This is a genomic window from Paenibacillus sp. FW126-R14 (assembly GCF_058789495.1).
The window spans coordinates 1-26,257 of sequence record NZ_JBYTBS010000063.1 but is presented as its reverse complement, the minus strand read 5'-3'; the positions used below and the strand labels follow the sequence as shown (position 1 = coordinate 26,257).

15 protein-coding genes and 7 tRNA genes are annotated in these 26,257 nt (G+C 47.9%); all 22 read right to left on the bottom strand.

The annotated features are described in order from the left end of the window. Positions 1 to 48: 48 nt before the first annotated feature. Positions 49 to 1,656: a response regulator transcription factor gene (locus tag AC3WRW_RS28060; RefSeq protein WP_492549518.1), complete on the bottom strand. Its 1,608-nt coding sequence runs from the start codon at positions 1,654 to 1,656 to the stop codon at positions 49 to 51. After that, entirely contained in the window at positions 1,628 to 3,403 is a 1,776-nt protein-coding gene (locus tag AC3WRW_RS28055) for a sensor histidine kinase (protein ID WP_492549517.1), read from the bottom strand. The genes AC3WRW_RS28060 and AC3WRW_RS28055 overlap by 29 nt, the downstream gene beginning before the upstream one ends. Positions 3,404 to 3,435: 32 nt before the next feature. After that, complete coding sequence (locus tag AC3WRW_RS28050) at positions 3,436 to 4,089, bottom strand: TetR/AcrR family transcriptional regulator (protein ID WP_492549516.1); 654 nt, start codon at positions 4,087 to 4,089, stop codon at positions 3,436 to 3,438. 184 nt (positions 4,090 to 4,273) lie between these two features. Beyond that, positions 4,274 to 6,037 carry a cohesin domain-containing protein gene (locus AC3WRW_RS28045; RefSeq protein WP_492549515.1) on the bottom strand — a complete coding sequence of 588 codons (1,764 nt, stop codon included), beginning with the start codon at positions 6,035 to 6,037 and terminating at the stop codon, positions 4,274 to 4,276. Positions 6,038 to 6,445: 408 nt separating this feature from the next. Further along, a complete protein-coding gene (locus AC3WRW_RS28040; RefSeq protein ID WP_492549514.1) occupies positions 6,446 to 7,765 on the bottom strand; it encodes an ABC transporter substrate-binding protein in 1,320 nt (439 codons plus the stop codon). A 28-nt stretch (positions 7,766 to 7,793) separates the two neighbouring features. Then, positions 7,794 to 9,440, bottom strand: coding sequence for a response regulator transcription factor (locus AC3WRW_RS28035; RefSeq protein WP_492549513.1), 1,647 nt, complete (start codon positions 9,438 to 9,440; stop codon positions 7,794 to 7,796). A gap of 26 nt (positions 9,441 to 9,466) precedes the next feature. After that, the gene (locus AC3WRW_RS28030; RefSeq protein WP_492549512.1) at positions 9,467 to 11,029 is read right to left on the bottom strand and encodes a cache domain-containing sensor histidine kinase; all 1,563 of its coding nucleotides are present in this window, start codon (positions 11,027 to 11,029) and stop codon (positions 9,467 to 9,469) included. A gap of 276 nt (positions 11,030 to 11,305) precedes the next feature. Next, on the bottom strand, positions 11,306 to 14,032 hold the full coding sequence (locus AC3WRW_RS28025) for an alpha-mannosidase (protein ID WP_492549511.1): 2,727 nt from the start codon (positions 14,030 to 14,032) through the stop codon (positions 11,306 to 11,308). 3 nt (positions 14,033 to 14,035) lie between these two features. After that, positions 14,036 to 17,143, bottom strand: a complete 3,108-nt coding sequence (locus tag AC3WRW_RS28020; RefSeq protein WP_492549510.1) for a beta-galactosidase — start codon at positions 17,141 to 17,143, stop codon at positions 14,036 to 14,038. Continuing rightward, on the bottom strand, positions 17,140 to 18,459 hold the full coding sequence (locus AC3WRW_RS28015; protein ID WP_492549509.1) for a glycoside hydrolase family 125 protein: 1,320 nt from the start codon (positions 18,457 to 18,459) through the stop codon (positions 17,140 to 17,142). The genes AC3WRW_RS28020 and AC3WRW_RS28015 overlap by 4 nt, the downstream gene beginning before the upstream one ends. Before the next feature lie 54 nt (positions 18,460 to 18,513). Beyond that, complete coding sequence (locus tag AC3WRW_RS28010; protein ID WP_492549508.1) at positions 18,514 to 19,431, bottom strand: carbohydrate ABC transporter permease; 918 nt, start codon at positions 19,429 to 19,431, stop codon at positions 18,514 to 18,516. Between the two features lie 27 nt (positions 19,432 to 19,458). Then, a complete protein-coding gene (locus AC3WRW_RS28005; RefSeq protein WP_492549507.1) occupies positions 19,459 to 20,397 on the bottom strand; it encodes an ABC transporter permease in 939 nt (312 codons plus the stop codon). Between the two features lie 72 nt (positions 20,398 to 20,469). Further along, on the bottom strand, positions 20,470 to 21,948 hold the full coding sequence (locus AC3WRW_RS28000) for an ABC transporter substrate-binding protein (protein ID WP_492549506.1): 1,479 nt from the start codon (positions 21,946 to 21,948) through the stop codon (positions 20,470 to 20,472). Positions 21,949 to 22,098: 150 nt separating this feature from the next. Next, on the bottom strand, positions 22,099 to 23,619 hold the full coding sequence (locus AC3WRW_RS27995) for a response regulator (RefSeq protein ID WP_492549505.1): 1,521 nt from the start codon (positions 23,617 to 23,619) through the stop codon (positions 22,099 to 22,101). Next, positions 23,612 to 25,441: a sensor histidine kinase gene (locus tag AC3WRW_RS27990; protein ID WP_492549504.1), complete on the bottom strand. Its 1,830-nt coding sequence runs from the start codon at positions 25,439 to 25,441 to the stop codon at positions 23,612 to 23,614. The genes AC3WRW_RS27995 and AC3WRW_RS27990 overlap by 8 nt, the downstream gene beginning before the upstream one ends. A gap of 136 nt (positions 25,442 to 25,577) precedes the next feature. Further along, positions 25,578 to 25,649, bottom strand: a tRNA-Gly gene (locus AC3WRW_RS27985). Between the two features lie 5 nt (positions 25,650 to 25,654). Then, positions 25,655 to 25,730, bottom strand: a tRNA-Lys gene (locus AC3WRW_RS27980). A 10-nt stretch (positions 25,731 to 25,740) separates the two neighbouring features. Further along, positions 25,741 to 25,812: transfer RNA gene (locus AC3WRW_RS27975), tRNA-Gln, on the bottom strand. Positions 25,813 to 25,834: 22 nt separating this feature from the next. Next, positions 25,835 to 25,907: transfer RNA gene (locus AC3WRW_RS27970), tRNA-His, on the bottom strand. 24 nt (positions 25,908 to 25,931) lie between these two features. Then, positions 25,932 to 26,005 (bottom strand) — tRNA-Trp (locus AC3WRW_RS27965). 12 nt (positions 26,006 to 26,017) lie between these two features. Next, positions 26,018 to 26,099: transfer RNA gene (locus AC3WRW_RS27960), tRNA-Tyr, on the bottom strand. Between the two features lie 78 nt (positions 26,100 to 26,177). Then, positions 26,178 to 26,253, bottom strand: a tRNA-Thr gene (locus AC3WRW_RS27955). Between the last annotated feature and the right edge of the window lie 4 nt (positions 26,254 to 26,257).

The following is a 26,257-nucleotide window of genomic DNA, read 5'->3' as shown; positions in this document are numbered from 1 at the left end:
CGAATCCGGGTAGCGGAGCGATCTTAAAAAAACAGGGATACCCCCGTGTTATACTTCGTATTGTTTGCGGTAATCTTGCGGATTGATGGCCGTCGCTTTTTTGAACATTTTAGAGAAATGGGAGAAATTATTATAACCCACCGAAGCGGCAATGCTGCCAATCGGAAGATCCGTCTTCACCAGCATCTCTTTGGCCAGCTTGACCCTTTCCTGAAACACATAATCAGAAATCGTCAAGCCCGTTTCTTTCTTGAAAACTCTTGTCAAGTAATCCGAATTCATCTTTACATAGGAGGCGATATCCTCACGCGACACATCTTCATTGAGAACCTGGGCGATATATTGTTTCGCTTTTTCAACAACGGTTTGACTTTCGTCCACTGTGTGAATATGGCCCGCTGCCTCTGTAATGACCGCATGGACCCAGTGATTTAAATCAGCAACGGAACGGGTAACGGTCGACGCTTGCATGGAAAGAAGCTCTTGCGAAAACACCTCATGCGCCCTTAAGCCTTTATAATGCAAGACATGGTGAATCATCTGCAGAAAGTCATCGTAAAATCCGCGCAGTAATTTGGCATCGAGCCTTTCCAACTGCTTCATTGCTTCAAAGCTGCGATCGATCTCTTGGTGCAGTTTCGCTTTGCATCCGTTCTTCAGCAGTTCGGCCCAGGGGTTCATTTTGGGCAGCAGGAACGGTTCACACCTGCAAGAGGGCTCGCTTAAGAAAAATATTTTATTGGATTGTGTTACGTTTTCAGATTCCCTTGCGACTAATGATTCGAACATCTTCAGCATTCCCTCCGGAGGAACGGGAGAACCGATATAACAACAAAGATCACAGAAAAAATAATGATTGCAGGCATGGATATAATCCTGCATTTCCTTGTTGAGCCTCTTTTTGTCCATCCTGCCCTCTTGGTCCACTGACAGAATGGCCAGCAACCCGCCACTTTTGATCTGCACAATTTGGCCCTTCCCCTCTCTCCAAACAGACAGCTCTTCCAAAGAGTTGCGCAAGGCGTATTCCATAATTTTTTCTTCCCGCAGTGTCAGTTTCTTATGCCAACGCTGAACGCTGATCCAAACGGGAACGAATAAATCCGTATCGGAGTAAGGGATGTTTTGCTTCGTCATAATTTCTTTGATTTGCAGCCGGTTGGAAGGAATAGACCTCTGAAGCAAGTCTTGCCAAAAGCGCTCAACCACCATGGGGTGGTACGATTCCCACAGCAGATAGTAATGCCTGTAGGTTTCATTAAACTGGACCAGCTCCCGTTTCTTGTTCAATTGCTCGATCGCTTTGCGGACGGCTTTCTCCAATTCCGGAAAACGGACAGGCTTGAGCATATAATCCAGACTGCCCAATTGAATCGCTTTCTGGGCGAATTCGAAATCAGCATGACAAGTCAAGAAGAGCGCTTCGGTTTCCAGCGATTGTTCTTTGACCCATTCCAGCAGCTGGAACCCGTCGCCTTCCGGCATTTCAATGTCGCAAATCAAGATATCAATCTGATGCGTTAAAAAGATCTCCTTCGCTTGCCGTATATTGAAAGCTTCATGAACCTTCGAGAATCCAAGCATGTCCCACTGTACGCCTGCCTTGATTCCGCGCACGGCATGGATTTCATCGTCCACGACCAGCAATTGCAGCATCGGCTTCTCCTCTTTCCTTTACATAGATAGGGATCAGTATGTCAATCTCAGCACCTTGTTCGGCACCATTGCCAAACGTGATCTGCGCTTGATCCCGGTACAGCAAGCGCAATCTGCGCTGCACATTCCATATCCCGATATGGTGGCCTTCTCCATCGCCTATGTCCACTTCCATTTGCAGCCGTGTCAAAACATCTTCAGGAAATCCTTTGCCTGTATCCGCAATTCGGATTCGGATTTTCTGATCTTGAGCGGTTTCAATGGTTATTTGGATATGAATCTGTTTATCCATGCTCACTGCGTGTTTAATCGTATTTTCCACAAAAGTTTGAATGACAAGCGGAGGAACCCATACGTCCATCAGGGTGTCGGGAACGGTTACGTCATAGGTTAAATTAGAGGGAAAGCGCATCTCCTGAATCCGAAAGTAATTAAGGGTATGCTGAACTTCCTCCTTCAAAACGACGAATGCCATGCTGCTGCGAAACATAAAGCGGAAATACTGTACGAGGCAAAGCGTCATTTCCTGAATCAACGCGAAATCTTTCACTTGCGCCAAGTTATAAATAATATTTAAGGAATTTAAAAAGAAATGAGGGTTAATTTGAAGCTGCAAATGCTTCAGCTCGGCCTTCTGATGATTCAACTGTTCTTCCAAGACGTTAATTTTCAATTCCTGTATTTGCGAAATCATGCGATTGAAAGATTGGTTCATCTTGTCAAACTCAATGACGGAAGGACGATAGGTAATCCGGACATCCAAATTCCCGTCCTCGATTCTTCGCATTGCCATCATGATCCGGTTTATGGGAACCAAAATGATTTTCCTTAAATGATATAAAATGAAGGGAATCACAACGAGAGACCCGATTACAATGAAAGTTACGATTCGGCGAAGAAAAGGAAGATTCTCCAAAATGATGCTGTCCGGTATGACAGCGATTAAGCTGAATCGGCCTTTCACGGATTTCTCGCCAACAACTAGAAATTTCTCGTTTTTGCCAGTGAGGTTGTAGTTCGCTCCATCGGCATTCAAGTTAATTTGATTCTCCAAGATGAAGGTTTGGTTCGCCATGGCTTCAAACTGGTCCGTTGCCAGCAGCGCCCTGCCGTTGTTGCCCAAATCGACCAGGTTCAGCGGTACCATGATTTTGCTCGCATCCGCCCAGGCCCCGATGTAGACATTCCCATATTTAATAACACGGGTCAAAAAATATTGATCTCCCAGCTTGCGGATGAACCATTCTTTTATGGTAAACGAATCGGCATCGCCCTGTTGATCCTGAAATATTTGATGAATATTGTTTTCAATGGCCTCCTGCTTACCGTAGCTGACCTGTTCGCTCATCACCGTCAACAAATCTTGGTTCGGTTCCGAGTAAACAAAGAACATATCCATGGATTTATAATTGGGAAGGTCTTTTAACAGCTTGTTGTTTAATTGAATTTTCGTATAGGAGTATCGGTCGGCATTTAGATCCCTCTGCACATCGAGGACAAGCAAGCCGGTCTCTTGAGCGGCGATATTGAACAAATACTTATCTACTTCATCCAAACTACGGTCGATTTGTCCCATATATAAGCTGATAAGATTTTTATTCGATTGAGCCACTTGCTTCCGAACGACCTTGATGGCGTACAAATTGTTGTATATCATGAAAACGACAATCGGAACGACCATAATGAACAATCCAAATATGAGTTTAAAGCGCAGCGACTTGAACAGAGGCATCCTGCTTTTGGGCACGGCTGCTTCCCCCTCTCATGGAACTGACTGGATCAAATCGCAGAAGCCTCCCCCTTCAGATAAGCTATCATCATGTCAATGAACTGCAGCATCAGCGCATCGGGATCAATCTCCTGTTCGACGCGAAGGATGTTTCCCCTTGAGGCCATTCGCTGCGTTAAGCTCATCATCGTGTTCGCCATCATGCCGGACGTCTTGACGGGATCAAGATCCTTGCGGATCGAGCCATCCAGAATGCCTTCCATCATAAGCTGAACGAGTGTGGGAAAAGCATGCTTGATGTATGCTTTGTACTTCTCCTCCAATTCGGCGGTCGGATACTGATTGCGGTAATAGTGATCAAACAAACCGATAAAACGCAAATGATTGGGATTGGTTTGGGTGAATTGGTGCCAAGCTGCAAACAGGCTCCGTATTTTTGCCTCAGCACGTTCGCCCGTTATGTACGCATTTACGAAACTAAATAAATCGTCCATAACCTTCATTTGCACCTCAAAAGCCAATTCATCAATCGAGCGATAATATTTATAAAGCGTTACACGGCTAATTCCCAATTGATGTCCGATGTCTTTCATCGTGACTCCGTGCAAATCTTTGTCCAAGAAGAGCTCTTGAGCGGCTACAATAATTTGCTGCCGCCGATTGCTGCGCTGCTCCTCTAATTCCTGTTCCCATTTGCTTTTCAATCAACCACTCCTCCATACAGAAGCTGCCTCAAATAGACACCCTGTTTACACACTGTAAACACCTTGAGTTCACTCCAATTATATCGAATGGCCCCTCGTATTGCAAACGTTTTCAATGAAATCGCAAAGCTGTCCCCAAAGCAGATGATTCCACTGTGGGGACAGTCCTTTGATTTAATCTTTTTTACTTGGATTTTTTCTGTGCGAACAACCAGTCGCGCATAGCTTCATCGGCATAAGCCGGAACCCAAGAGAAGTGAGCGATCGGGTAGAAATAAGCACTTTTCGGATATTCGGTATATTTCGGGTTTCCGCCAGCCGCTTTTACCGCGTTGATTGTAGCACGAACACTGTTTACAGAAACAAGGGGATCGGCTTCTGCCGTAAATTGCCAAATCGGCTTCGCAGCCAGCTTATTTGCCGCTCCAACCGGATCACCGTATCCCGCTACAGGCACCATTGCCGCGAACAGGTCCGGATTATAGATATTGTTCGCCCATGTTCCGAATCCGCCCATGGAAATACCTGTGGAATAGATTCTGTTTGCATCGATTTTGTATTCGGCCAACACTTTCTGAAGAATCCGGTTAGCTGTTTCAAGGTTTTTCGTCGGTGTATACGGACGCCCGTGGACGGGATCGGTCCACACGCCCTCGTCGTTCACACCGTCTCCGTCCGCATCCTGAATCGGACATTGCGGCGCCAATACGAAGGCCGCATGCTTCGCTTGCTCTTCCGGCTTCGCCCAAACCGTTGCTCCTTCGTTTGCCGTCAGATGCTTCATGTTATCGCTGCCGCGTTCTCCATCGCCGTGCAAGAAGAAGACAAGCGGATACGACTGGGCCGGGTTGTAATTGTCCGGAACGAACAAGCGGTACTTCATCGTCACACCCGTAATCGTGTCGTTATAGGTGAGATCGAGGAATTTATCCGCAACCGGTTGAATGTTGTCTCTCACGATGCTAACGGTATACGCCTGCTCGTTGCCTTCGGCATTTTTGACTTTGATTTCAAAGCTGTTGCTGCCCACCTGTAATGCTGCATTATAACCGCTCGCTTGCGGTTTGCTGCCATTCACTGTCATTGTGCTGCCCGCAGCAGCGCCAGGTTTGATTAAAATATTGGAAATATCGCTTTGCACTTTGGCTGTGTAGCTTTTCACCGAAGGAGAGAATGCCGGCGTAAGCTGACCGCCTCCGCCAATCGTCGCTTGCAGCTCCAGGCTGCTTAACGCCGCTTGCGGCGTCTCCGGTGTCTCTATCCCGAGAATTTTTCTTGCGACTGCCGCAAGGTCAGCAATGTCAATGATACCGTCATTGTTGATATCCGCCTTCTTGTATAGTGCCCAATCCGGATCGGCCGATGTTTTGCCGTAGTAGGCTGCCACTATGGCCAAGTCGCCGACCGTGTACTTGCCATCACCGTTAAGATCGCCCGGATTAGGAACAATCAAGTTGATACGCACGCTGTGGGAAGTGCCGTTTACCTGCGTTTCTTTCCCGGCTGCATCTGCGATGGTGACGCCCAATACCGTTACGTTCGTCGTTGCCGACTGGGTTAATTGCTTAGCTTTCCAATGCAGCGCCATCAAGTTTCCGTTCGCATTCGCATCCTTTACATCCGCCGCGAGAATTCGGACTTGTCCTGGCTTTTCTATTTTGTCTACAAGCAGCAAGCCATTTTTCGTCGATTCCGCTGAGACAAATTCGAGTTGACCCGGATCATAGGATATCGTTAGATCCTGTGCGTAAACGTTTGCAACATTACTTAAACCGTAAGTTAAGTCGAATGATTGCCCCGGGGCAACGTTCTCCTCACCCGACAAAGTGACGGCCGGTGCAGGTGTTTCATTCGCTTTCGCTATTCCCGCTAAATTCCCCATTCCCGAACCAATCAACAAAGTAAAAATGGCTAGGCATAAGACTATTTTTCTTATCACTATTTTCATTTTTGATCCTCCTACAATTTTCTAAACGCTACATGCTATTCCAAAAATGAATTCAAACTATCAGTCATATGGGCGTATGCCAGTGATATCACCCCTTTCCTCTCTTGCAGCGCTGCTAACTTCTCCTATCACCCCCTCAACCACAAAATAGATACATAGTGTATCAATCAATCACAGTAAGATTATAACTTTGACTACAAAGTACTAAAATGCAGGATATCTAGTTTCATTGCACTCTTTATAGCAATAACTGAAGGAGCTATCCGGTATTTTTTTCCTAATCTCCAATCTGAACATTTATTTGTACGATCCCTAGATCTATTGCTGTTTTGTTACTCCGTTTGTTTACATAAAAAAGCACCCCCAGCTTTGAAGGTGCAATAAGACGCAAATGATCCATATGGAAAATCAATTCTTCTTAGAATTGTTGTATCCGATGATTTCATTTCTTCTTTTTATCATATCGGCAATGCCTTGATCGACGGTCTTGCTTCTAGTCAAAATCATTTCCAACTCAAAGATCACGATGCCTTGTAACCAGTCCATCCCCCTCCCCGGTTCGATGGGGGTATTCGCCATTTCGGCTTTTATGACTTCCACCACACCGTTCGGAAATTGCGAATTCCGATCAAACTGGGTTAAGATGTCCTCATCGATATACGCAGGCAGCATCAGCTCATTTGCAAGTATTTGGGCGCCAGCCTTGCCCGTAATAAATTTGACAAAATCCCATGCTTCTTCAGGTTTGCTTGTTGTGCTGTTAATAGACACGAACGTGTGTCCAAAGCTCGAAGGAGTCTCCATCCCCTCCCAGTGAGGCAATCTGACCATGCCCCAATCAAAGTCGATCTTTCCCGCTTTCCGATCGCTTGCCAAGTAATTCATAAACCAAGTGCCATTCACATACATGGCCGAATTGCCTTTTTCGAAAGTGCGCTGATTGGCTTGTAAAGATTTATTCGTGATATAGTCAACGGCAGACTTATCTAGCAATTCTACATTCATAAATAACTCAATGGCTGGTTTAAGCTCGTAAAAGTCATATTTCATCAAATCGGCATTCGTTAGTTTTTGCATGATCGGTACAGAATAATTCAATATGAACGGATCCATAAATATGCCGTACGTCTTGCGATCACCCTCGCCGTTCGTTAATTTTTTGCCGATTTCTCTAAACTCACTCCACGTCATATCGTTAGTAGGGTAAGGGATATGATTTCGATCAAATATATTTTTATTATAAAACAACGTATAAAAATCTCTTCGATAAGGAAGGCCGCAAATGTTATTCCCTGCTTTCAAAGACTCGCCTGTAGCGTCGCCATAAGGTTTTAAGTCGATATGGTCCCGTTCCATCCAATCATCGATGGGCGCTATGTTGTTTCTGCTTGCAAATCTCCTGCATTCATTAATATTCATCGTATAGAATACGTCAATGTTCTCTCCAACAGCCAGCATAATCGATAATTTACTGCTGTAATTCATGCTTGGAATGCTGACCACTTCAATTTGCGTATGAGGGTTTCGCTTCTGATAAGCATCGATCATTTTTTGATCATATTCCGTTACATCATAGTCCCACAAAGCCACCTTTATTTTCTTCACCGCAGGAGCAGGCTCTGTTTTATTGGAAACTGAGTTATTCAGAAATCGGCTTGTCACCCCGCTGAATGTAAGCGTTGTCAAAGATAAAATGACAGAAACCATGATGACAATGAATGTTCGCAAGGCACTCTCCCCTCCCATATAACTTAATTCATACATATATGGAAACTTTCACAGGACGGGCCATCTTTCTTTTGTACTCCCCCGGGCTGATTCCTACTATTTTTTTAAAAATCCGGTTAAAATAATACTTGTTCTGATAGCCAACCTTTTCTCCAACCTCATACACCTTATACTCCGATTTTGCCAAAAGTTCTTTTGCCTTCTCGACTCGAACCTGCATCAAACACTCCGAAAAGCTTAAACCCGTATATCTCTTCAGTAATGTACTGAAATAAGACGGATTCAGGTTAACTTCATCCGCTAATTCTTGAAGGGAAATATCTTCATAAAAGTGATCTTCCAAATACTTCTTGGCGCGCGAAATACATCTCGAATAACTCGTTTTCTCCTCTTGATCAATAAAATTCATCAGATCTTCCAACACTTCTTGTATCCATTTTTTCGTTAACACAAGACTTTCCATATGGATCAGCTGTTGATAAGACCGGTTGCTGCGCAGCAGCATTTTCTCCATCTTGATCTGGTAGAACTCACAATATTCGCTGATCATATAAAATAACTCCAGCGTAGCATTGCAAACAGCTCTCTTACTCAGAGGCAATCCCAATATTTCCTCCTGGATAACCTTAAATACAGCTTCCAATTCCTCTTTTTGCTGAAAAGACAAGGCATGATGCAGCCTCTCCTTGATATGGAGGATTGAAAAGCTATCCATCAAGAAAGTATTCAAGTTCCCTTCCTTCCATAGAATTACGCCTTCATTCCCATCAAAAAAGCGGCTTTTTACTGCATTTACAGCCTGTGCGCAGGCCTCCTGAATTCCCTTTAGATCGCCTTTCCCAACACCAATCCCGACGGTCGCCGTAATATTCAGGTATTGTTCCAGCATATCCCGCAGTCTTTTGCCCAAATCCAACAGCTTATGATCCCTGACTACCCCGTTGAGCTCCTTTTTACTGGAAGCCAGAAGATAGAATTCACCTGATTTCCCTTCAAAACAGTACCCATTGAACAGGTCGCCTACGATCTCTTCTGCGATGTTCATTAGAGAATAGCTTAAAATATGCAGCTTTTGATCAGAAGCCTCTTCAAAGAGAAAAAACTCACCTGCTTTTATCATAAAACAATAAATATACTCCGCATGAAGCCGAATGTTTAAACTATTCATGCATTCTTTCATCTCATTTTCATTCGTATAAAATTGATGGATAAGATCCTTTAAGAAATTTTTTCGCATGACATTTATATTTTTTATCATCTGACGCTCAACGCCTGCTTTTTTACTCTCACACATCCGGCGTTCTTCGATTTTGCGAGCAGTCTTCTTCAGGATGCTTATCAAGGATTCCGGTTCTATTTCGAGCTTAAGCAAATAATCCTCTGCCCCCAGCTTCATGGCTTCTTTTACAAAATGAAACTCGTCATGGCTGCTTAGTATGAGTATCTTTGCGCTGTTATTCATTTCAACCAGCTGCTTCATCATCTCTAAGCCGTTCATAACAGGCATTTTAATATCCGTAATGATGATATCGGGCTGATGAGCAGAGATGAATGCCAGCGCGTTGCTTCCATCACTGGCTTCACCAATGAGTTCAAACCCGTTCCCCTTCCAGTCAATGACGGACTTTAGGCCGATTCTGACCAAGGAATCATCATCCACAATCAAAACCTTCATCTTAAATTACCCCCATTCGATTGGTATCAAGTCATTTCTAGAGGCAACTGAACGGTTACTTTTGTAAACTCTCCCGCTAAACTTTCGAAATGCAATCCATATTCCTCGCCATATACCAGCTTGATCCGCTGATTGATGTTATGGAACCCGATACCATTTTCCTGTTCTACAGCACCCGGACTCCCCACATGTTTACGAATACTCGCCATTTTTTCTTGCGTCATGCCGATTCCGTTATCCCACACTTCAATGACCAGTCTGTCACCCTGCCGATAGGCGGTCAGCACAATCTCCCCTGCCTCGTCTTTAGGCTCAATCCCGTGAAATATTGCGTTTTCTATGATCGGTTGAAACATAAATTTAAGAATTTTGCACTGCAAAAGATGTTCATCCGACACATGCTTTGTAAATTGCACCTTTCCTTTATAGCGGATTTTCTGGATGTACATATAATCTTCAAGGATGCTCAGCTCTTCCCGCAGCGTAATCTTATCGTTAACACCGCTTAACGTATCTTTAAGCAAGCGTCCCAAGGCACTGACCATATGCTCGATGCCCTTTGACCCTTGCATGGAAGCCATTACCTTTATAGAATTTAACGTATTATATAAAAAATGCGGATTGATTTGGCTTTGCAGCATTCGTATTTCTGCAATCCGCTTCTCCTTCTCCTTTTGAACGCTTTCCTCCAGCAGATTTCTAAAGAAATAGTAAGAGAACAATATACACAGCAAAACCACGATAATGACGATACTAATCATTGGTTTGATAGCAGCTGCCTTCTGCTCCTCAACCTGAGTCACAGGAACACGTAAGAGCAAAGTCCAGCCGGTTTTTAACGATTTTTTGTAAACCACCAAGCTGCTGCTGTCTTCAATCTTCGTTTCAAAATAAAAGGGAGCTGCCCCATTTAACAATTGTTTAAAATATTGTTTGCTGCCGATGCTGTCTCCCAATCCCTCCGGTTGGTTCGTGGCCAGGATATTCCCCTGATCATCCACTAAATACATTCTTTCTTCCTGGTTTAGCATCATTTCCTTGAAGCTGTCACTGAACATGCTCGGACTATAGAGAACTAATAAAGTTCCCAGCTTGTTCCCGCTTGCCAGATCCTTAATAACTGTGTGTTGGGGAATGACATAATCCTGTTTCGTAATCTTCGTAAAATTTCGCGATATCCCTCCCCAATACATTTTCCCATTGGCTTCCATTCCCTTTTTAAACCAATCCGCCGCACGAAAATCTTCGGGATTAATCATCGCTCCTTCCGCTCCGTTCCGAAGATCCAAACCGTTTTCTCCGAGAACGAATAATGAGAGTATATAATTTGTGACGGGCATAGCTTCGAACTTTCTGCCAATGCTTTGGATAGCCTGCCTTTTTTGAATATCAAAATCATTCACTGTTGAAGGTTCCCGCCGCAGCTGATTGACCACATTCACATCAATATACAGCGATTCAGCCAAGTTATTTGCCTGCTCGATTTGCTTGTCGATACTGTCTAGAATGTTTGAGATAACTTTGTAATTGTTGTCACCGACATTTTGTAGGACGAAACTTTTGGCAGATACATACTGGTGTATACTCAAAATGCTGATCGGTATTAAGGCAATAAAAATAAAGAACAGCAGAAGCTTGCTTTTTACCGGTATGGCAGAACGAAGTGTTTTAATCCCATAAATTCACCCACCTTATACCCTATATTAAATTTATAGTAAGCCTTTTTCCAAGTTTATGAAATATAAAAATTCTGCCGATTCTATTAGAAATCTACACTAACTCAGGCACGTCAAAAAACCAAGGAGCTAAGCGAAGACAGATCGCATAGCTCCTTGGTTCTTATTGGGGACAGCCTTTTTCCAACCTTACTTTATCCCGATCGTCACGATTTCACAAGCCCCTACCGGCAGAGACAACCGGCCCGCAGCGTCCGTATCGACGCGCTCGCCGTGCTCTTCCATGATCGTGCTCTTGTAGAAATAGTAATACGGAATGTTGGAACTGAGCTGCAGCTCGGCTGATTGCGGTCTCATGTTGTACCAACGCAAGAGCAGATCGCCTGTTCCTTCATTCAACTTCAGCGAAGAGAAAGCCAAGTCGCCGCCTTCCCACTGGAATGGCGCGTACGTTGGCGCGATCCTTCCGGCGTGAACACCCGTTTGGCATAGCGTCCACGGGATTTGGAATTGATAAGCCTCCGCATAAGCGCCGGCCTGCATGTCGTCATCGCTGTATGGGATGATGGCCATCCGAACCGTGTGCGCGCCTAAACACTGCGCTTCCGGCGTAGGGAACAAGCCCCAGTCGCCAAGCTCGCCAACCGCACGGAGCAAGGTCACCGCAATTGTATTGCGTCCGTCCTGCACAATTTCGTATTCGTTCAAACCGAGATTGGCCACAACAAGACCTGCTCCCGCTTCACTCACATCAACAAATGCTTGTTGGTGCTGCGTGTTGCTTGGATTCTCCCATTCCGCTGCCGGTACGTTATCCCGCTGCGGGATTTCAAACATCGAATCCACGCGATGAACGCTCGTATTCAAATCCGTCGGGAACAGCATCCGAAGACGATGGTCTTTCGCCTGATTGTTGAAAGTCGACGCAATCTCGACCCATTTGCCGCTGCGGCTCAAGGTGACAACCGTGCGGATGGTCATCGGCACCATGCGCGTGGAACGCTGCGCTTTGCGATGCGGGAAGTAGACCAAATCGCGCTGCTCTTCCTCCAGCTTCTCATCCGCCGAAGCAGGAATTTCCCAATCGTGAACGATTTCAAACGCAGCCTGATAGGGCGTGTCTTGCAGCACACGAATTTGCGCGGCTGCACCGCGGGTCGTTAATGCCGTTTCGCCATCCGGCTGTTTGTACATATACTCGTTGCCGATATCTCCGGTATTCTCGTAAATGCCCAAATCGCGGTACGTACGGCCGCTCTTCTTATCCGTGAGCGTGAAGGAGCCGTCCTCCGCTATTGTAATTTTCAGCGCTGCATTTTCCAGCACGCGATCCCCGGTGAGGAGCGAGGACTGCGCGACCGCCGACTCTCTTTTCACCCAAGCGTAAGTTTTCAGCCCCAAGGCAGGAACCTTCTCCGCCTCGAAAGTCAGCTTCACTTTGCGGCACATATACGGCTGACGGAATTTGTCGTCGGGCAAATCGTAGCCGAATTGCAAGCCGAGATCTTCCACCGAGCACGGAATCGCATGGCCCTGCTCGTCCACCAGCACACGCCCCGAAACATCCGCCGCTTTCGCAAGGCGGCTTGCTTCTTCCAGCGTGTATCCGTCACGGAAATAGAGGCGCAGCGCATCTATTTCGATGTGGACAACGCCTGTGCGCGCCCAGCCGGACGTATTAAAAACGACCACAGGCAGCGCATCCTTGCCTGTTCCTTCAAAGCTTGACGTGTCGACTGCTTCAGCAATCGCACGGGAACTGTCAGCCGTAATGGCTTCTGCCACATGACGGCTTTTTTCAAAGCGGGTGACCATTTCCCGGTGCACCTCATCCACGCTGCAGCCGCAAATGCTGTCATGCGGATGGTTCTGCATCAGTGTTTTCCACGCGTACGTGAACAGGTGGTGCGGATACTTTTCACCTGCTTCGAGTGTGTGCGCGATGGCAGCGAGCGGCTCGGCGACTTTTTCCAGCATCGCTTGCCCCACCTGATTCATCTGCTTCAAATAGACGCGTGCGGAAGCGGTGTTCACCAGCGTTGACCAGCCGTCTGTGCGCTGGCTGCGAAGCTCGCCTTTTACCGTAGAAAGCTCATGCTTCATGGAACGCTCCACGGACTGCAAATAATCGATAAAATTCGAATGAATGAAAACGGTATCCGGGTACAATTCCCGCGCCGTTTGAATCGCTTCCGGCAAATCAAGCTGCACCGGTTGATGATCGCAGCCGTTCATGAAGAGCAGCTCGCCTGTCGAGGCATATTTTTCCGCATCCGTCAGCTTCCGCTCCCAGTATGCCTTCGCTTCGTCGCGATCCAAAGGAATTTCATTGCCGTTCGAGTACCAATTGGCAAACAGAATGCCGAGCACTTTGGAACCGTCCGGCCCTTCCCACATCAGCTCGGAGAACGAGGATTCATAATCGCCGTCCGAGACGGTATTGTTAAAGCCTGTCGGCTTCACGCCGCGGCCGAATACCGCGTTCGTAATGCCGGATTGCCGCATCAGCTGCGGCGTTTGGCCTACGAGACCGAACGTATCGGGAAAATAGCCGACCTTCGCGACGGCGCCATATTTCCTTGCATCCTGATGCCCGATTTGCATATTGCGGACATTCGCTTCCCCGCTTGTAAGGAAAGCGTCCTGCAAAATATACCAAGGACCGATAATAATCCGGCCATCTTGGATATATTTTTCCAGCTTCCCTTTCTGATCGGGTCTGACCTGCAAGTAATCTTCCAAAATAATCGTTTGACCGTCCAAATAAAAGCTGCGGTAATGCGGATCGTTATCCAGTTTATCCAATAAAGTGTCCACTAGCTTAACCAAGCGGACATGATGCTTCTCATAGGGCAAATACCATTCCCGGTCCCAATGCGTGTGGGAAATGATATGGGCTGTTCGTTTCGTACTCATAGCCTAACTCCTTTCAATATGGACTTCGTCCGGCCGGTAGACGGAGAGGATGTTGCCTGCGGAATCCGCTGCAAAGAGCACCGAACGCTCTTTCTCCAACGTAAATGCATAGGCCGCTCCGCTGTCCGTATCTCGAACTTCAACTTTGGCATCCCAGGCAAACTCGGATACGAATACGTACAAGAAGCCGTTCTTGTAACGCAGCTTCCTTCCGTATACACCTGCGATATCGCCGCCTTGCTTCCATTGCAAGCCGCTTTCGCAGCCTGCCGCCTCGATGGCGTATTGGTACAAGGCAACCAGCGTGTCCGTCCGTTCGTTCAATTCCACCGGCAGCGGACTCCAGATGAGCCGGCCTTTGCCCAGCGGGATATCAACCACCTCATCCCCCATGCGGCCGGTACTTGCAGCACGCACTTCTTTCACCGCTTCGGCGATGCGGCGCCGCCCGAAGGATACCGGCAGCTCTGCGCCTTGCAGTCGAAGCATTTCTTCCCGGCGCACATTGTGCAGCTCCCCTTCGCCTAACACATCGGTGAGGCGAAGCGCTGGCTTCCAATAAGCATCAAGGCTGATCGGACCCGTTGCAAGGAGCGTTGCGCCCGTACTTTTGACGATATCCATCAGCTTGTTCCACGCTTGTTCGTCGATATTATGCGCGCTCGGCAGCACAATCAGTTTCGCAGGCTGCTCCGCTAACATGTCCAAATGATATTCCGAAGCCGCGCGCAGCGGCATGTTCAGCTGATAGGAAAACACGCGCGTCATCTGCGTCGTGGCATCGAATGCCATTTTCCGGTTGGAAAAGTCATTCGAATACGGGAAGATCGCCACAATGTCTTCCAGCGCCCGCTCCTCGAATAAATCCCGGATCTCCGCCATGAACCGCCCGAAATCGTAAGAAACGTCGGCCTCCGGTTTCTCCGTACCGTCGGCGCGCAGCGCTCCGATATGCGACTCGTTGGCATTATCCATATAGAAATTGGTATTCCATATCCAATGAATGGCTCCGGCGCCCCCTGTTGCAAAGGCATAGGCGTATTTGCGCTCCAATATGCTGCGCAGCTCGTTCTCCGAACGTTTGGCGCGGCCATCCGGCGTCTCCACGTACATGATGCCTGTTTCTTGGATGACATTCGGTTTATTGTGCGTTTTTGCAAAAATACCATCCCACACAAGCTGATCGTTCAGCCACCACGAATGCACGGTTGTATAATCCACAGCTTCCTCATAAAACAACGGAGAAGGCCGCTGCGCGCCCAGCGCTTCATCCTGACCGACCACGACGAGATGGTTCGGACAGAGTTCCTTGATCGTATCGTAAAGCTCCTTCGCCCAGCGATTATGCATATCCATGGAGAACAAGCAGTAGTCCAGCCAGCGCGTTCCCTTCTTCGCCCGGTGCATATCCTGCACGTCGAAGTTAATGCTGTCCGCCTCTGGAATCGCGGCGGCTTCGAAATTCGGGAGCTGTTCGGGCGACATATTCCATCGCTCTTGAAGCAGCTCAATGCTGCCGTGCCTAGCTTTAAGCCAATCTATAAATGCTGCCTGCTCGAATGCGTCGCGGCTCGTGCGGGGGCCGTCGGAGAAAATTTGCGCCGGATCAAACATCGAAGGCTCGTTGATCAGGTCCCAATCCACATACGTCGAAGCCGTGTGACGTGACACGATTGAGCGGATAAACCGCTTCTGCGCTTCCACGCTTTGCGGGTCCAAGTACGGGTTGACGCCTTCCCACGTCTCCGGTGTGAAGGAGAAGAAGGTGAACGTCACCTGCAAGTTATGTTTCTTCGCCGTCAAGAAGAAAGCGTCGATCGATCGCAGCACTTCTTCGGAAGCATGGCCGTCCACCTGCATAATATTGCGGTACGCTGTCCATATGCCTGTGCGAATCCAGTTAATGCCCGCTTTGGCCATCTGGGCCATATCCCGGTCCCACACATCGGCGTTCGGCAGGAACAGGAATTTGCGTGCGACATCGGAAGTCATGTACGTCATGCCGACGACCGGCAGCGGACGTCCGTCTTTGATGAAATAGTCTCTGTCGCAGACGATCGGCGTACCTTCCTGAAGGAGGTTGGCATCATAGCCCCAGAACCCCTGGCGCAGCACGCGCATCTCGCCGTCCTCTGCCACCGCTTTGCATGTCACCCGGTACAAGCCAGGCTCAATCGTCAAAGGCACAGGGATACGCACAAGATTAAATTCCTTGTTCACGTCAGCCGTCATTTGATAGGTCCAACCGGCTTGTGCGCCGTCTTCACGTTCTACCTGAATGTCGAATGTCCATACTTTGGCCGAAGCGCTATGCCTCCCCATGAACTGGGTTTGAAGCGTCAGCACCGCACGCTCCCCTTGCTCATAGCTCGCATAATTCGGTTTGATCCACAGCTCGGTCACGCCTTTGGCGCAATATGCCGCCCAAGCCAGCAGAGTCTTGGCTCCGCCATCGCGGAAGAACGAAGCGCTGAGTGGAACGTTGACGAATATCCAGCGCGAGCCGACGAACTCGCCGCGCGAGTTTTCCCATAACACGACAGGCGCAGCGACTTCGCGGCCTTCCTTGCTAATGCCTTTCAAAAGGGGATAAATCTGCGTACTCATCGTACCCGCAGCCCCCATTTGATGAGGCAAATCACTGTTCCGCGTCGTATGCGGCACCATGTTCCACGTACCCGCCACCGCGAACAGCGATTCCTGCCCTTTCAGCAGCGGCACGGCTTCTAAAGCCTTATAGCTGCTAATCGGAGCGTCATCGACACGAAGCATTTCATGGATGAACAACTGCTGATGATAAGCCGTTTGCTCCTCTTCCACATGCCAAGAGCCCCCCTGCCGGCGAACCGGCCGCTTGAAGGCTGCTCCGCCTACGCTGAGAAGACCTCCGCCGCGCTTTAAGAACGCGAGAATGTCCGGCCAGGCAGACTTGGGGAAATAAGGGGCATGCAGATTGACGAAGCATCCCCCGTCCGCTTGGCGAAGCGCTTCGCCGAGCCCGTCTGCACCGACAACAAGCGCGCCCTGCGCCGCCAGCTCTTCGGCCCGAACTTCAAGCGATGAAACGCCCGGAAAAGCAGCATCGGCAAAAATGATAACAGGACGACTCATAGCAACCCTTCCTTCATCGCTTTGTACACGAGCTGGGAGAACAAGCTGTTCGACCAGGCGAACCATTTTCGCGTAAAAATGGATGGATCGTCGGCATGAAAGCCTTCATGCATGAATCCGGTGCCAGCGTCCGTCGCTTCGAGCATGTCGATCATCGCCAGCTTCTCTTCCGCCGTCGAAGCCGTTATTCCCTGCATGGATAAAGCCATATGCCAAATATAATTGTCCGGCGTGTGCGGGCTGCCGATTCCTTTCGCTATTTTGCCTTCGAAATAGAACGGATTTTCTTTGCTGAGCGCGAACCGTCTTGTGTTCTGATAGATCGGATCGTCAGCGGAAACATAACCCAGATACGGAATGGACATAAGTCCAGGCGTACCCGCGTCATCCATCAGGCAGTAGTTGCCGAAGCCGTCTGTCTCATAGGCATAGATCGGTCCGAACACCGGATGGCGATAGATGCCGTACAGTTGGATGCCGTGATCAATGTCCGCTTCCAGCGCTTTCAGATCATCCAAGAAGTCGGCATCCCGGAATACCCACTCCGCGAATTCTTGCATATGGCGAAGGGCTACAACCGCAAACATATTCGCAGGGATGTTGTAATGAAAATCGCAAGCATCGTCGCTTGAACGGAAACCCGACCAAACCATGCCTGTATAGTTTACCGGCATCCCCAGCCCGTTATTGCGCAGCGAGTCGGTAGGAATTCCATTATTGCGGGTAAAACGATAAGGAGACTGCTCGAAGTGGTGCTGTTCCGTCTTGAAGAGCTCGTAGATTTTGACCATCGCCGCTTTGAATCCGGCATCGAAAATATCCGTTAGCTCCGTTTCCTTCCAATACGTGTAAGCCAGACGCATCGAGAAGCACAAGGAATCGAGCTCGAATTTCCGCTCCCATACCCATGGCGACATCTCGGTTTGGTCCGCTTTGTTCCAGTGCCAGTCGTTCGCCGACTCGTTAAAAGCGTTCGCGTAAGGGTCGATGTGAATATATTGAATATGGCGTTTAATCAATCCGCTTAGGATGCGCGCCAGCTCCGGATCATTCTTCGCGAACGGCACATAGTGCATCACCTGTTCGACCGAATCGCGCAGCCAGGATGCCGGGATATCCCCCGTAATAACGAATGTCGTTCCGTCGTCCATCAGCTTCGTCGTTGTCTCGAGCGTGTTAGGGAAGCAGTTTTTAAATAATTGCAAAAGCTTCGGACGATGCGCCAGCTTCTCTTCGGCTTCGGCCAATACGTCTTGAATCGACTTTGGCAGTTCCAGCTTCGGCATCGCAATTTTCGGCAGTCTGAATTGTTCCATGGTCAGTCCTCCACATTAATTTGATTATGAATCGTTCATAGGAATTCGAATGAATTACTCTTTCACGGCGCCGACCGTCAAGCCTTGAATAAAGTAACGTTGGAAAAACGGATACGCAAAAATAATCGGTCCCGTTGCAAGAACAACCATTGCCATCCGCGACGTATCCTGCGGCAGCGATTGCAGCAAGCCTACGCCAATCGAAGGATTGCTCGTATTCTGCAGCAAGAACTGCATGCTGTTCTCGATGCGCATCAGCATCGATTGCAGCGGTACAAGATTAGGCGTATCGATGTAAAGCAGCGCATTAAACCAATCGTTCCAGTACCCCAGCGTACTGAACAAGCCGATCGTGGCCAGTCCCGGAAGCGAAAGCGGCAGCACCAATCTGACGAAAATGCCGAATTCGCCGGCCCCGTCGATTTTCCCGGATTCAATAATCGCATCAGGCACGGACGTGCTGAAGAAAGTCCGCATGATCATAATGTAGAACGCATTGCCCGCCAGCGGTAAAATCAAAGCCCATAAGGAATCTTTAAGCCCCATTAATTGCGTGACAACAATATAAGTCGGTACGAGTCCACCGTTAAACAGCATTGTGAAAAAAGCAAAAAATCCGAAAAAATTGCGGAATTTAAAACTTTTGCGTGAAATCGCATAGGCAAACGTCGCCGTCAACAGCAAGCTTACTATCGTTCCAACTACCGTTACTAGAATCGTTACACCATAAGAAAGAAGCAGCTGATCCCCGGCTTTAAACAAATACCGGTACGCTTCCAAACTCCACTTCTCAGGAAAAATCCGATACCCGTTGCTGCTTAGCGTCTTCTCATCCGTAAACGAGATAATCGTTACAAAAATAAAGGGAAACACACAGGCAAATGCAAAAATCCCCGCGACGAGGTTAAACAATATATTCAAAACAGGCGGCAATTTATGAAAATCGCGACTCTTCACCGGTTTGGCAATCACTTGAACGTCCTCCTTTCCGAAAGCTTATTAGAACAGTGCGTTATCTTTATCGAATTTTCTAACCACATAGTTCGATGTCATGACAAGAATGAAGCCAATGACTGATTGATACAGACCTGCCGCTGTACTCATCCCGATTTCCCCGGTTGATTTGAGGCCGCGGTATACATAAGTGTCGATAACGTTCGTTACCGAATACAGCGTTCCTGAATCTCTTGGCACCTGTAAAAATAAACCGAAATCGGCATAGAAAATACGGCCGATCGCGAGCAAAGTCAGAATCGTCATCAGCGGTTTCAACATCGGGAAAGTGATGTGCTTAATTTGCTGCCACTTGCTTGCCCCGTCAATCATCGCAGCCTCATAAAGCGACTTGTCAATGCCCATAATTGCTGCCAAATAAACAACGCTGCTATAGCCTACGGACTTCCATAAGTAAACCAAGATGATAATAAGAGGCCAGTATGTCTTGTCGTTATACCATTGGATCGGATCCACTCCGAAAGAGGAGAGAATATGATTCAGCATCCCTTTGTCAAAGTTCAGGAAACTGAACACGAAGTAGCCTACAATAACCCAGGATAAAAAGTAGGGCAGGAACATCCCCGTTTGGTACAGCTTCGCCAGCTTCTTGTTGGCAATTTCCGATAAGACAATAGCTAACCCTACGGAAAGTACCAGTCCTACAACAATAAATACGATATTGTACAGCAGTGTATTACGTGTAATGATATACGCGTCATGCGTGCTGAAAAGAAACTTGAAGTTTTGCAGTCCTACCCATTTGCTTTCCACAATACTTGCCCAAAAGCCGTCTCGGCTATAGCGGTACTGCTTAAAAGCAATCACCATGCCGGCCATGGGTAAATAAGAGAAGAACAGGAACCAGATCGTCGCTGGCAATGCCATGAGCAGCAGCACTTTGCTTTGTTTAACATCTTTAAAGAATGCTCCTATTCTTGTCATACAATCACCCCTCATGATCAGATTGGAAAAAGATCAGGCGAATGTTCACCATTCGCCTCATCTCCAAACCACTTATTTCTTGTTCGCTGTTTTCCAAGCATCGATTTGACTTTGCGCTTCTGCCATGATTTTATCCAATCCGGCCGCTTTGAATTTCTCGTTAGCCAGCGGGATGAATTTGTCAGGATCAACTGTGCCTGTCATCAATGTTGCCCAGAACTCTTCTTTCACGTTTTGCACCGCGGCGATTTCCGCCGTTACTTTCGTTGGATCGAAGTTGAATCCAAGAAGCGGTGAAGGGATGCCCGTATCGTTGAACTTCTTGAACTCGTCCCATTTGTTATCAGGGTCTTTTGGATCTTTATACGTAAGCAGAACGTTGCCTAGGGAGAACGTCGGCATGTCATAGTTTTTGGATTCCGGCAAGTTCTCCATCTTGTCTTCGCCGATTTTTTTGTAGTGAACGCCTTCGATACCGGAATCGACCATGTTGCGAAGCACCGGATCCGTGTTCAGCAGGTTCAGGAACTCCATCGCTTTTTCAGGATATTTGGAATTCGCCGAGATTGCCTGCATGGAACCCATAACAGACCAGTTGTAAATCATTGCAGGGCTAGCTTGCTTCGAAACAACCGGGTAGCCATAGCTCGCAGACCATAGGTTGTCCGCAAAAGGTTGGTTCGTTGCTTTATCCATGAACCATTTTCCTGTAACTTGCACATCATTCAGCGAGCTAAGCGTGGCAGCTTCCGTAGGAATGTAGCCTGCTTTGTAGTAGCTGTTCATCGTTTTAAGAGCTTGCTTCATTTCCGGAGTATCCAGAATGTTAACTACCTTATAGTCCGTGTTCTCGAGCTTCACAGCCATCGGCATTTTCTCAATCACATAGTCATAAGGGACATACGGCATGAACGTTTTGTCCACTGCAAACGGGTAGACATTCGGTTCTTTTTCTTTGATCGCTTTGAGTAGCGGCTCTACGCTTTCGAGCGTGTTGACTTTATCCAGGCTCAAATTGTATTTGTCGACCAGATTTTTGTTGAAGCGCCATACGTCCTGCGCCGGAAGCTCTTTATTGGCCGGCACGCCATAGTTATGCCCGTCCACTTTGGAACCGCTTAGAAATGCCGGGTCCAAAGCTTTGACGATACCTTGGCCACTTTTCTGGAGAAGCTCGTCAATCGGTGCGAATGCGCCTTTACGCGCGTTTTGTACATAATCGAAGGCCCACGAAGACGTGAACATAATATCCATCGGCGTTCCGGAAGCAGTCATCACTTGCATTTTTTGGGCATAATCGCCCCAGTCGAGCATGTTCATTTTAACGGTTACGCCAATTTTCTCGGCTGTGTATTTGCTAACTTCCGTCATTACGCGATTAACGTCTTTTTGCGGCGTACCAATGGTGTACCAAATTAACTCAACCGGTTTATTTGGAGTTCCCGTCGATTTCGAGTCGGTGGCATCTTTGCTTCCACACGCACTAAGTGTCATAGAAACTGCAAGGGTTAGTCCAAGTGTAGTAGCTAGGCGTTTCTTCATCTTGCTCATTGTATATCCTCCCTGTGAAGTGCTCTAATGTATAAGCCCGAGGGGCTATATTTACAGTAACCCATGAAAGCATTTACAAATAGACGATAAATTAAATGATCCATGTAAAAATCAAAGAAAATAACAAAGAGGACTGACCTCCAGTTTTCCCTAGAGCAGTCCTCGATAATCCGTCGGCGATATCCCGACATACTTTTTAAACTGTTTATAAAAATAGCCCACTTCCCAATAGCCCACATCTTTGGCGATGACCAGAACTTTGGCATTCGTCGTTTTCAACAGTTCTTTCGCTTTCTCAATCCGGTACCGGTTAATATATTCCGTGAACGACTCGTTGATCTCTTTGTGAAAAAGCTGGCCTAAGTAGACCGGATGAATATTGTAGAGCGCCCCCAGCATTTTGAGCGACAGCTCTTCCGCATACGATTGTTGAATATATTTCAACACTTGCTGCACAATCGGGCTGCGAACGTCTGAAATCAGGAGACCGACGGTCGTTTCAGCAATATCCAAAATCGCCTTTTCCAGATCTTCCAGGGTGACAGCGTTCCTGATTTGGTGAAAAGCTTGATTGTAGACCTCCGGTTCCTCGGCATGCCGGATCGCTTTCAGCTCCATTTTGAAATGAATGACCATCTCGAACGCAATATCCTGAAAATCTTGGGGCGTGATTCCCGGCAGCGACTGAATCCGCTTCAAATCGCTCTGGATGAGCTGGCAAAGACTCGCTCCATCCTTGGCGACGATCAGCTTGGCATAAGCCGGCCAATCAATCAGGGAGAAATTTGCTTTCGGATTCCCTTCACGAACCGCAAGGTCATGATCATCGATCAGTTGAAGCTCAGGATAGATCCAGAAATACTCCTGCGCCTTTTTAGCCGCCGCGTAGCTTTGCCCCGCTTGCTCAGGCAGATGCTCTACGCTGCCTATTGTGATACGGAGCGGACGATGGGGCATCCCGGCTTGAAGCTGCTTAAGCAGTTGGATGAGCTCTTGCCGGCCTCGATCGGCGTCATCCATAGCCGCAAGCAGCACGATATCTCCATCCAAATCGAAGAACGAGGTCAGCCAGTCGCACGATTCCACCCGCGAAGAGATGGATTCGAACGTTTCCGAAGCCTCCGATTCCGTTCTAAGCACAGAGGCTGCCATATAGGCGCGATCGAGATTGATGCCTAGAAGTTCTGCCCGTTCATAAAATTCCAGCGGGGCGATCTGATGCGTTAACCAGCGATGCAGCGTGTTATCTTTTAAAACTTGCTTGCTGTATGCCTGCACCAAACGAGTCTCCTTGAAGGTGTTCAGCTTCTCCACCGCATTGTTCAGCGTCGCCTTCAATTCTTTGATGTTGATCGGCTTCAGCAAATAATTCTCGATGCCGAGCATCATGCCTTCTTTTAAATAAGAGAAATCATCGAAACCGCTGAGCACAATAAACAGCAAACCCGGGTGAACCGTTCTAGCCTCACGAATCAACTCCAAACCGTTCATCACGGGCATGGAGATGTCCGTTAACAGAATATCGACCGATGTTTCCTGTAGAGCTTCCAAAGCCTTCTGCCCGTTGCTCGCATGCCCTACAATTTCAAGCCCGGCCTCGGCCCAATCGATAATGTCGTACAAGCCTTCGATGATGAACGGCTCGTCGTCCACAATAAACACCCTAAACATGGTAACCCTCCTTCCCCACGTCCATAGGCAGCCATATGTCTACCGTCGTGCCTTTCCCTGCCTCGCTTCGCAGCCCTAAGCCGTATTCGCCGCCGTAGAGAAGCTTGAGCCTCTGATGGATGCTGCGCAGGCCGAAAGACTCCCCTTCCTTTTCTTCCGTTTCCAAGAAAGTCTCCAGCTCGCTCAATCGCTCGGGCGTAATGCCGTTGCCGTTGTCCACTACTTGCACATGAATGAACTCCTCGACCTGAGTCACTCGGATTTGAAGCTTGTTGTCGCTGCTTTCACTGCGCAAGCCGTGGACAATGTAATTCTCAATAACAGGCTGCAGCGACATTTTCATAACAGGGTTGGACGCCAGCTTCCGATCACATTCGATCGCGTACGTAAATTTATCCTTATAGCGAATCTGGAACAGCTCCAAATATAGCCGGCATGCTTCCAGTTCATCCTTCAGCGTGTACGTTTTCTTCTGCTGAACAAAACTTCGGAAAAGCATCGACAAGCTGTAGATCATCTCGCTGACGTCATGTGCGCCTTGAGTAATCGCCCGCATGCGAATCACTTCCAGCGTATTGTATAGAAAGTGAGGATTGACGCGAGCCTGTAAAGCCGATAGTTCCGTATGCTTTTGCTTAATATCCGCCTTGTACACACGATCGATATATTGATTCAATTCCTCGATCATCTCGTTAAAACTGCGGGAAATTTGGCCCAGCTCGTCCTCCCGGTTATCCGGAATCCTTGCGCTGAGATCGCCCTGTCTGACTTTACGCGTGAATCGAATAATCTGCTTCGTTCGCTTGGCCACATTCCATACAACCAGGGACGGAAGCAGAATCGTAAAAAATATGCAGATTGCGCTAATCGTAAAAATCGTAGTCCCAATTCGCCGCGACGACGCCGCCAGCTCATCCTTAGGCATCAAGCCGACAACGATGAAATCTCCTTTGCTTTGCGTCAGCTTCGTCACATAGGCCGTTTGATTCACATCGCTGTTCTCATAAAGCGAGCCTACCTGATCCATGTAGGGATAGGGCTGGCCGTAAAACTTGTCCGAGGAGTCGAACACGACGCCGCCATCCGGCGTTACAACGAGAAGGGTTCCCTTCAGCTCTTCCTTCTCACTCGATAAAACTTTCCAGATCCCATCCGAACTGAAGAATACGATCTGTTGGCCGATATTTTTCAGCGTCTGCTTATCATTGATTGGCGATCGAACGGCGTATAAATGGTTATCCCATTGCTCCGCGGCTTCGCGAAGCCATACATTGGGCAGGGAAACGCTTTTGCTATCAAGCGCCATCGCCTCCGGAATATAAGAATGCGTTGCATTCGCCGAGACCATTCGCAATTGGCGATTGCGGCCCAGCACATACAGCACCTGTTGATCCACGCTGTACAGCATCAGATTCTGGATATCCTCGTCGTCGTCCAGATGATTTTTGAAATACTGCAAGCCGTCATTCCATGTGCTGGTTCCCCCAAGACTGTACTTGTACTGTTCAAGACTATGCTGTACATATTCCTGGAAGGGGTGCTGCAGCATGAATGAGACACCCGCAGCCAGCGAGCTATCCCGATACAATCCGAATAAAATGGACTGCGTCGACTCGTATTTCTCCCCCAAATAATTGTTTACGTTCGTCATTGCTTTCTTCTGTATATCCAACTCTCGATTAATCGCAGCTTGCGACATCGAACGATACATGAAATAAGAAAAAGAAATAATCGTGATAACCGTAATCAGAGAGAACAGGAGCAGCAGTCTCATGAACAAGTTTTTTTTCAAATACGTCAAATACATTTTCACGAATTCCATTGGGCCATCATCTCCTGATTTAATCCGGTTCATTATAACATGTTGGAATCGGCATATGAAAATGCGGGAGATCTCTAGATCGTACAAATGACAAAAAAACCTTGGTTCGCAAGGCTTTTTTGTAGGAAGATTATGAAGCGGAAGACGGGATTCGAACCCGCGACCCTCGCCTTGGCAAGGCGATGCTCTACCCCTGAGCCACTTCCGCATATGTGGTGAGTCATGTAGGATTCGAACCTACGACACCCTGATTAAAAGTCAGGTGCTCTACCAACTGAGCTAATGACTCATATAAGAAACTGGGGATCAAGGATTTGAACCTTGGCATGACGGAGTCAAAGTCCGTTGCCTTACCGCTTGGCTAATCCCCATTATTATGATTTGGTCGTAATGGGCGGACGACGGGACTTGAACCCGCGAATGCCGGATCCACAAACCGGTGCGTTAACCCCTTCGCCACGACCGCCACAATATTAATTTGTTACTTTGTTGGCAGGGGCAGCAGGAATCGAACCCACACCAAAGGTTTTGGAGACCTTTGTTCTACCTTTAAACTATGCCCCTAAAGCAAGGAAATGGAGGCTGATGGATTCGAACCACCGAACTCGGAGAGAGCAGATTTACAGTCTGCCGTGTTTAGCCACTTCACTAAGCCTCCATGATAACGAGTGTTGCTGGGCCCCGAAAAAGTAATCGGCGCTGCTTACAAAGCTTAGCTTCACTTTTTTGGGTTTTGTGGTGCCGTCGAGAGGACTTGAACCCCCAACCTACTGATTACAAGTCAGTTGCTCTACCAGTTGAGCTACAACGGCATAT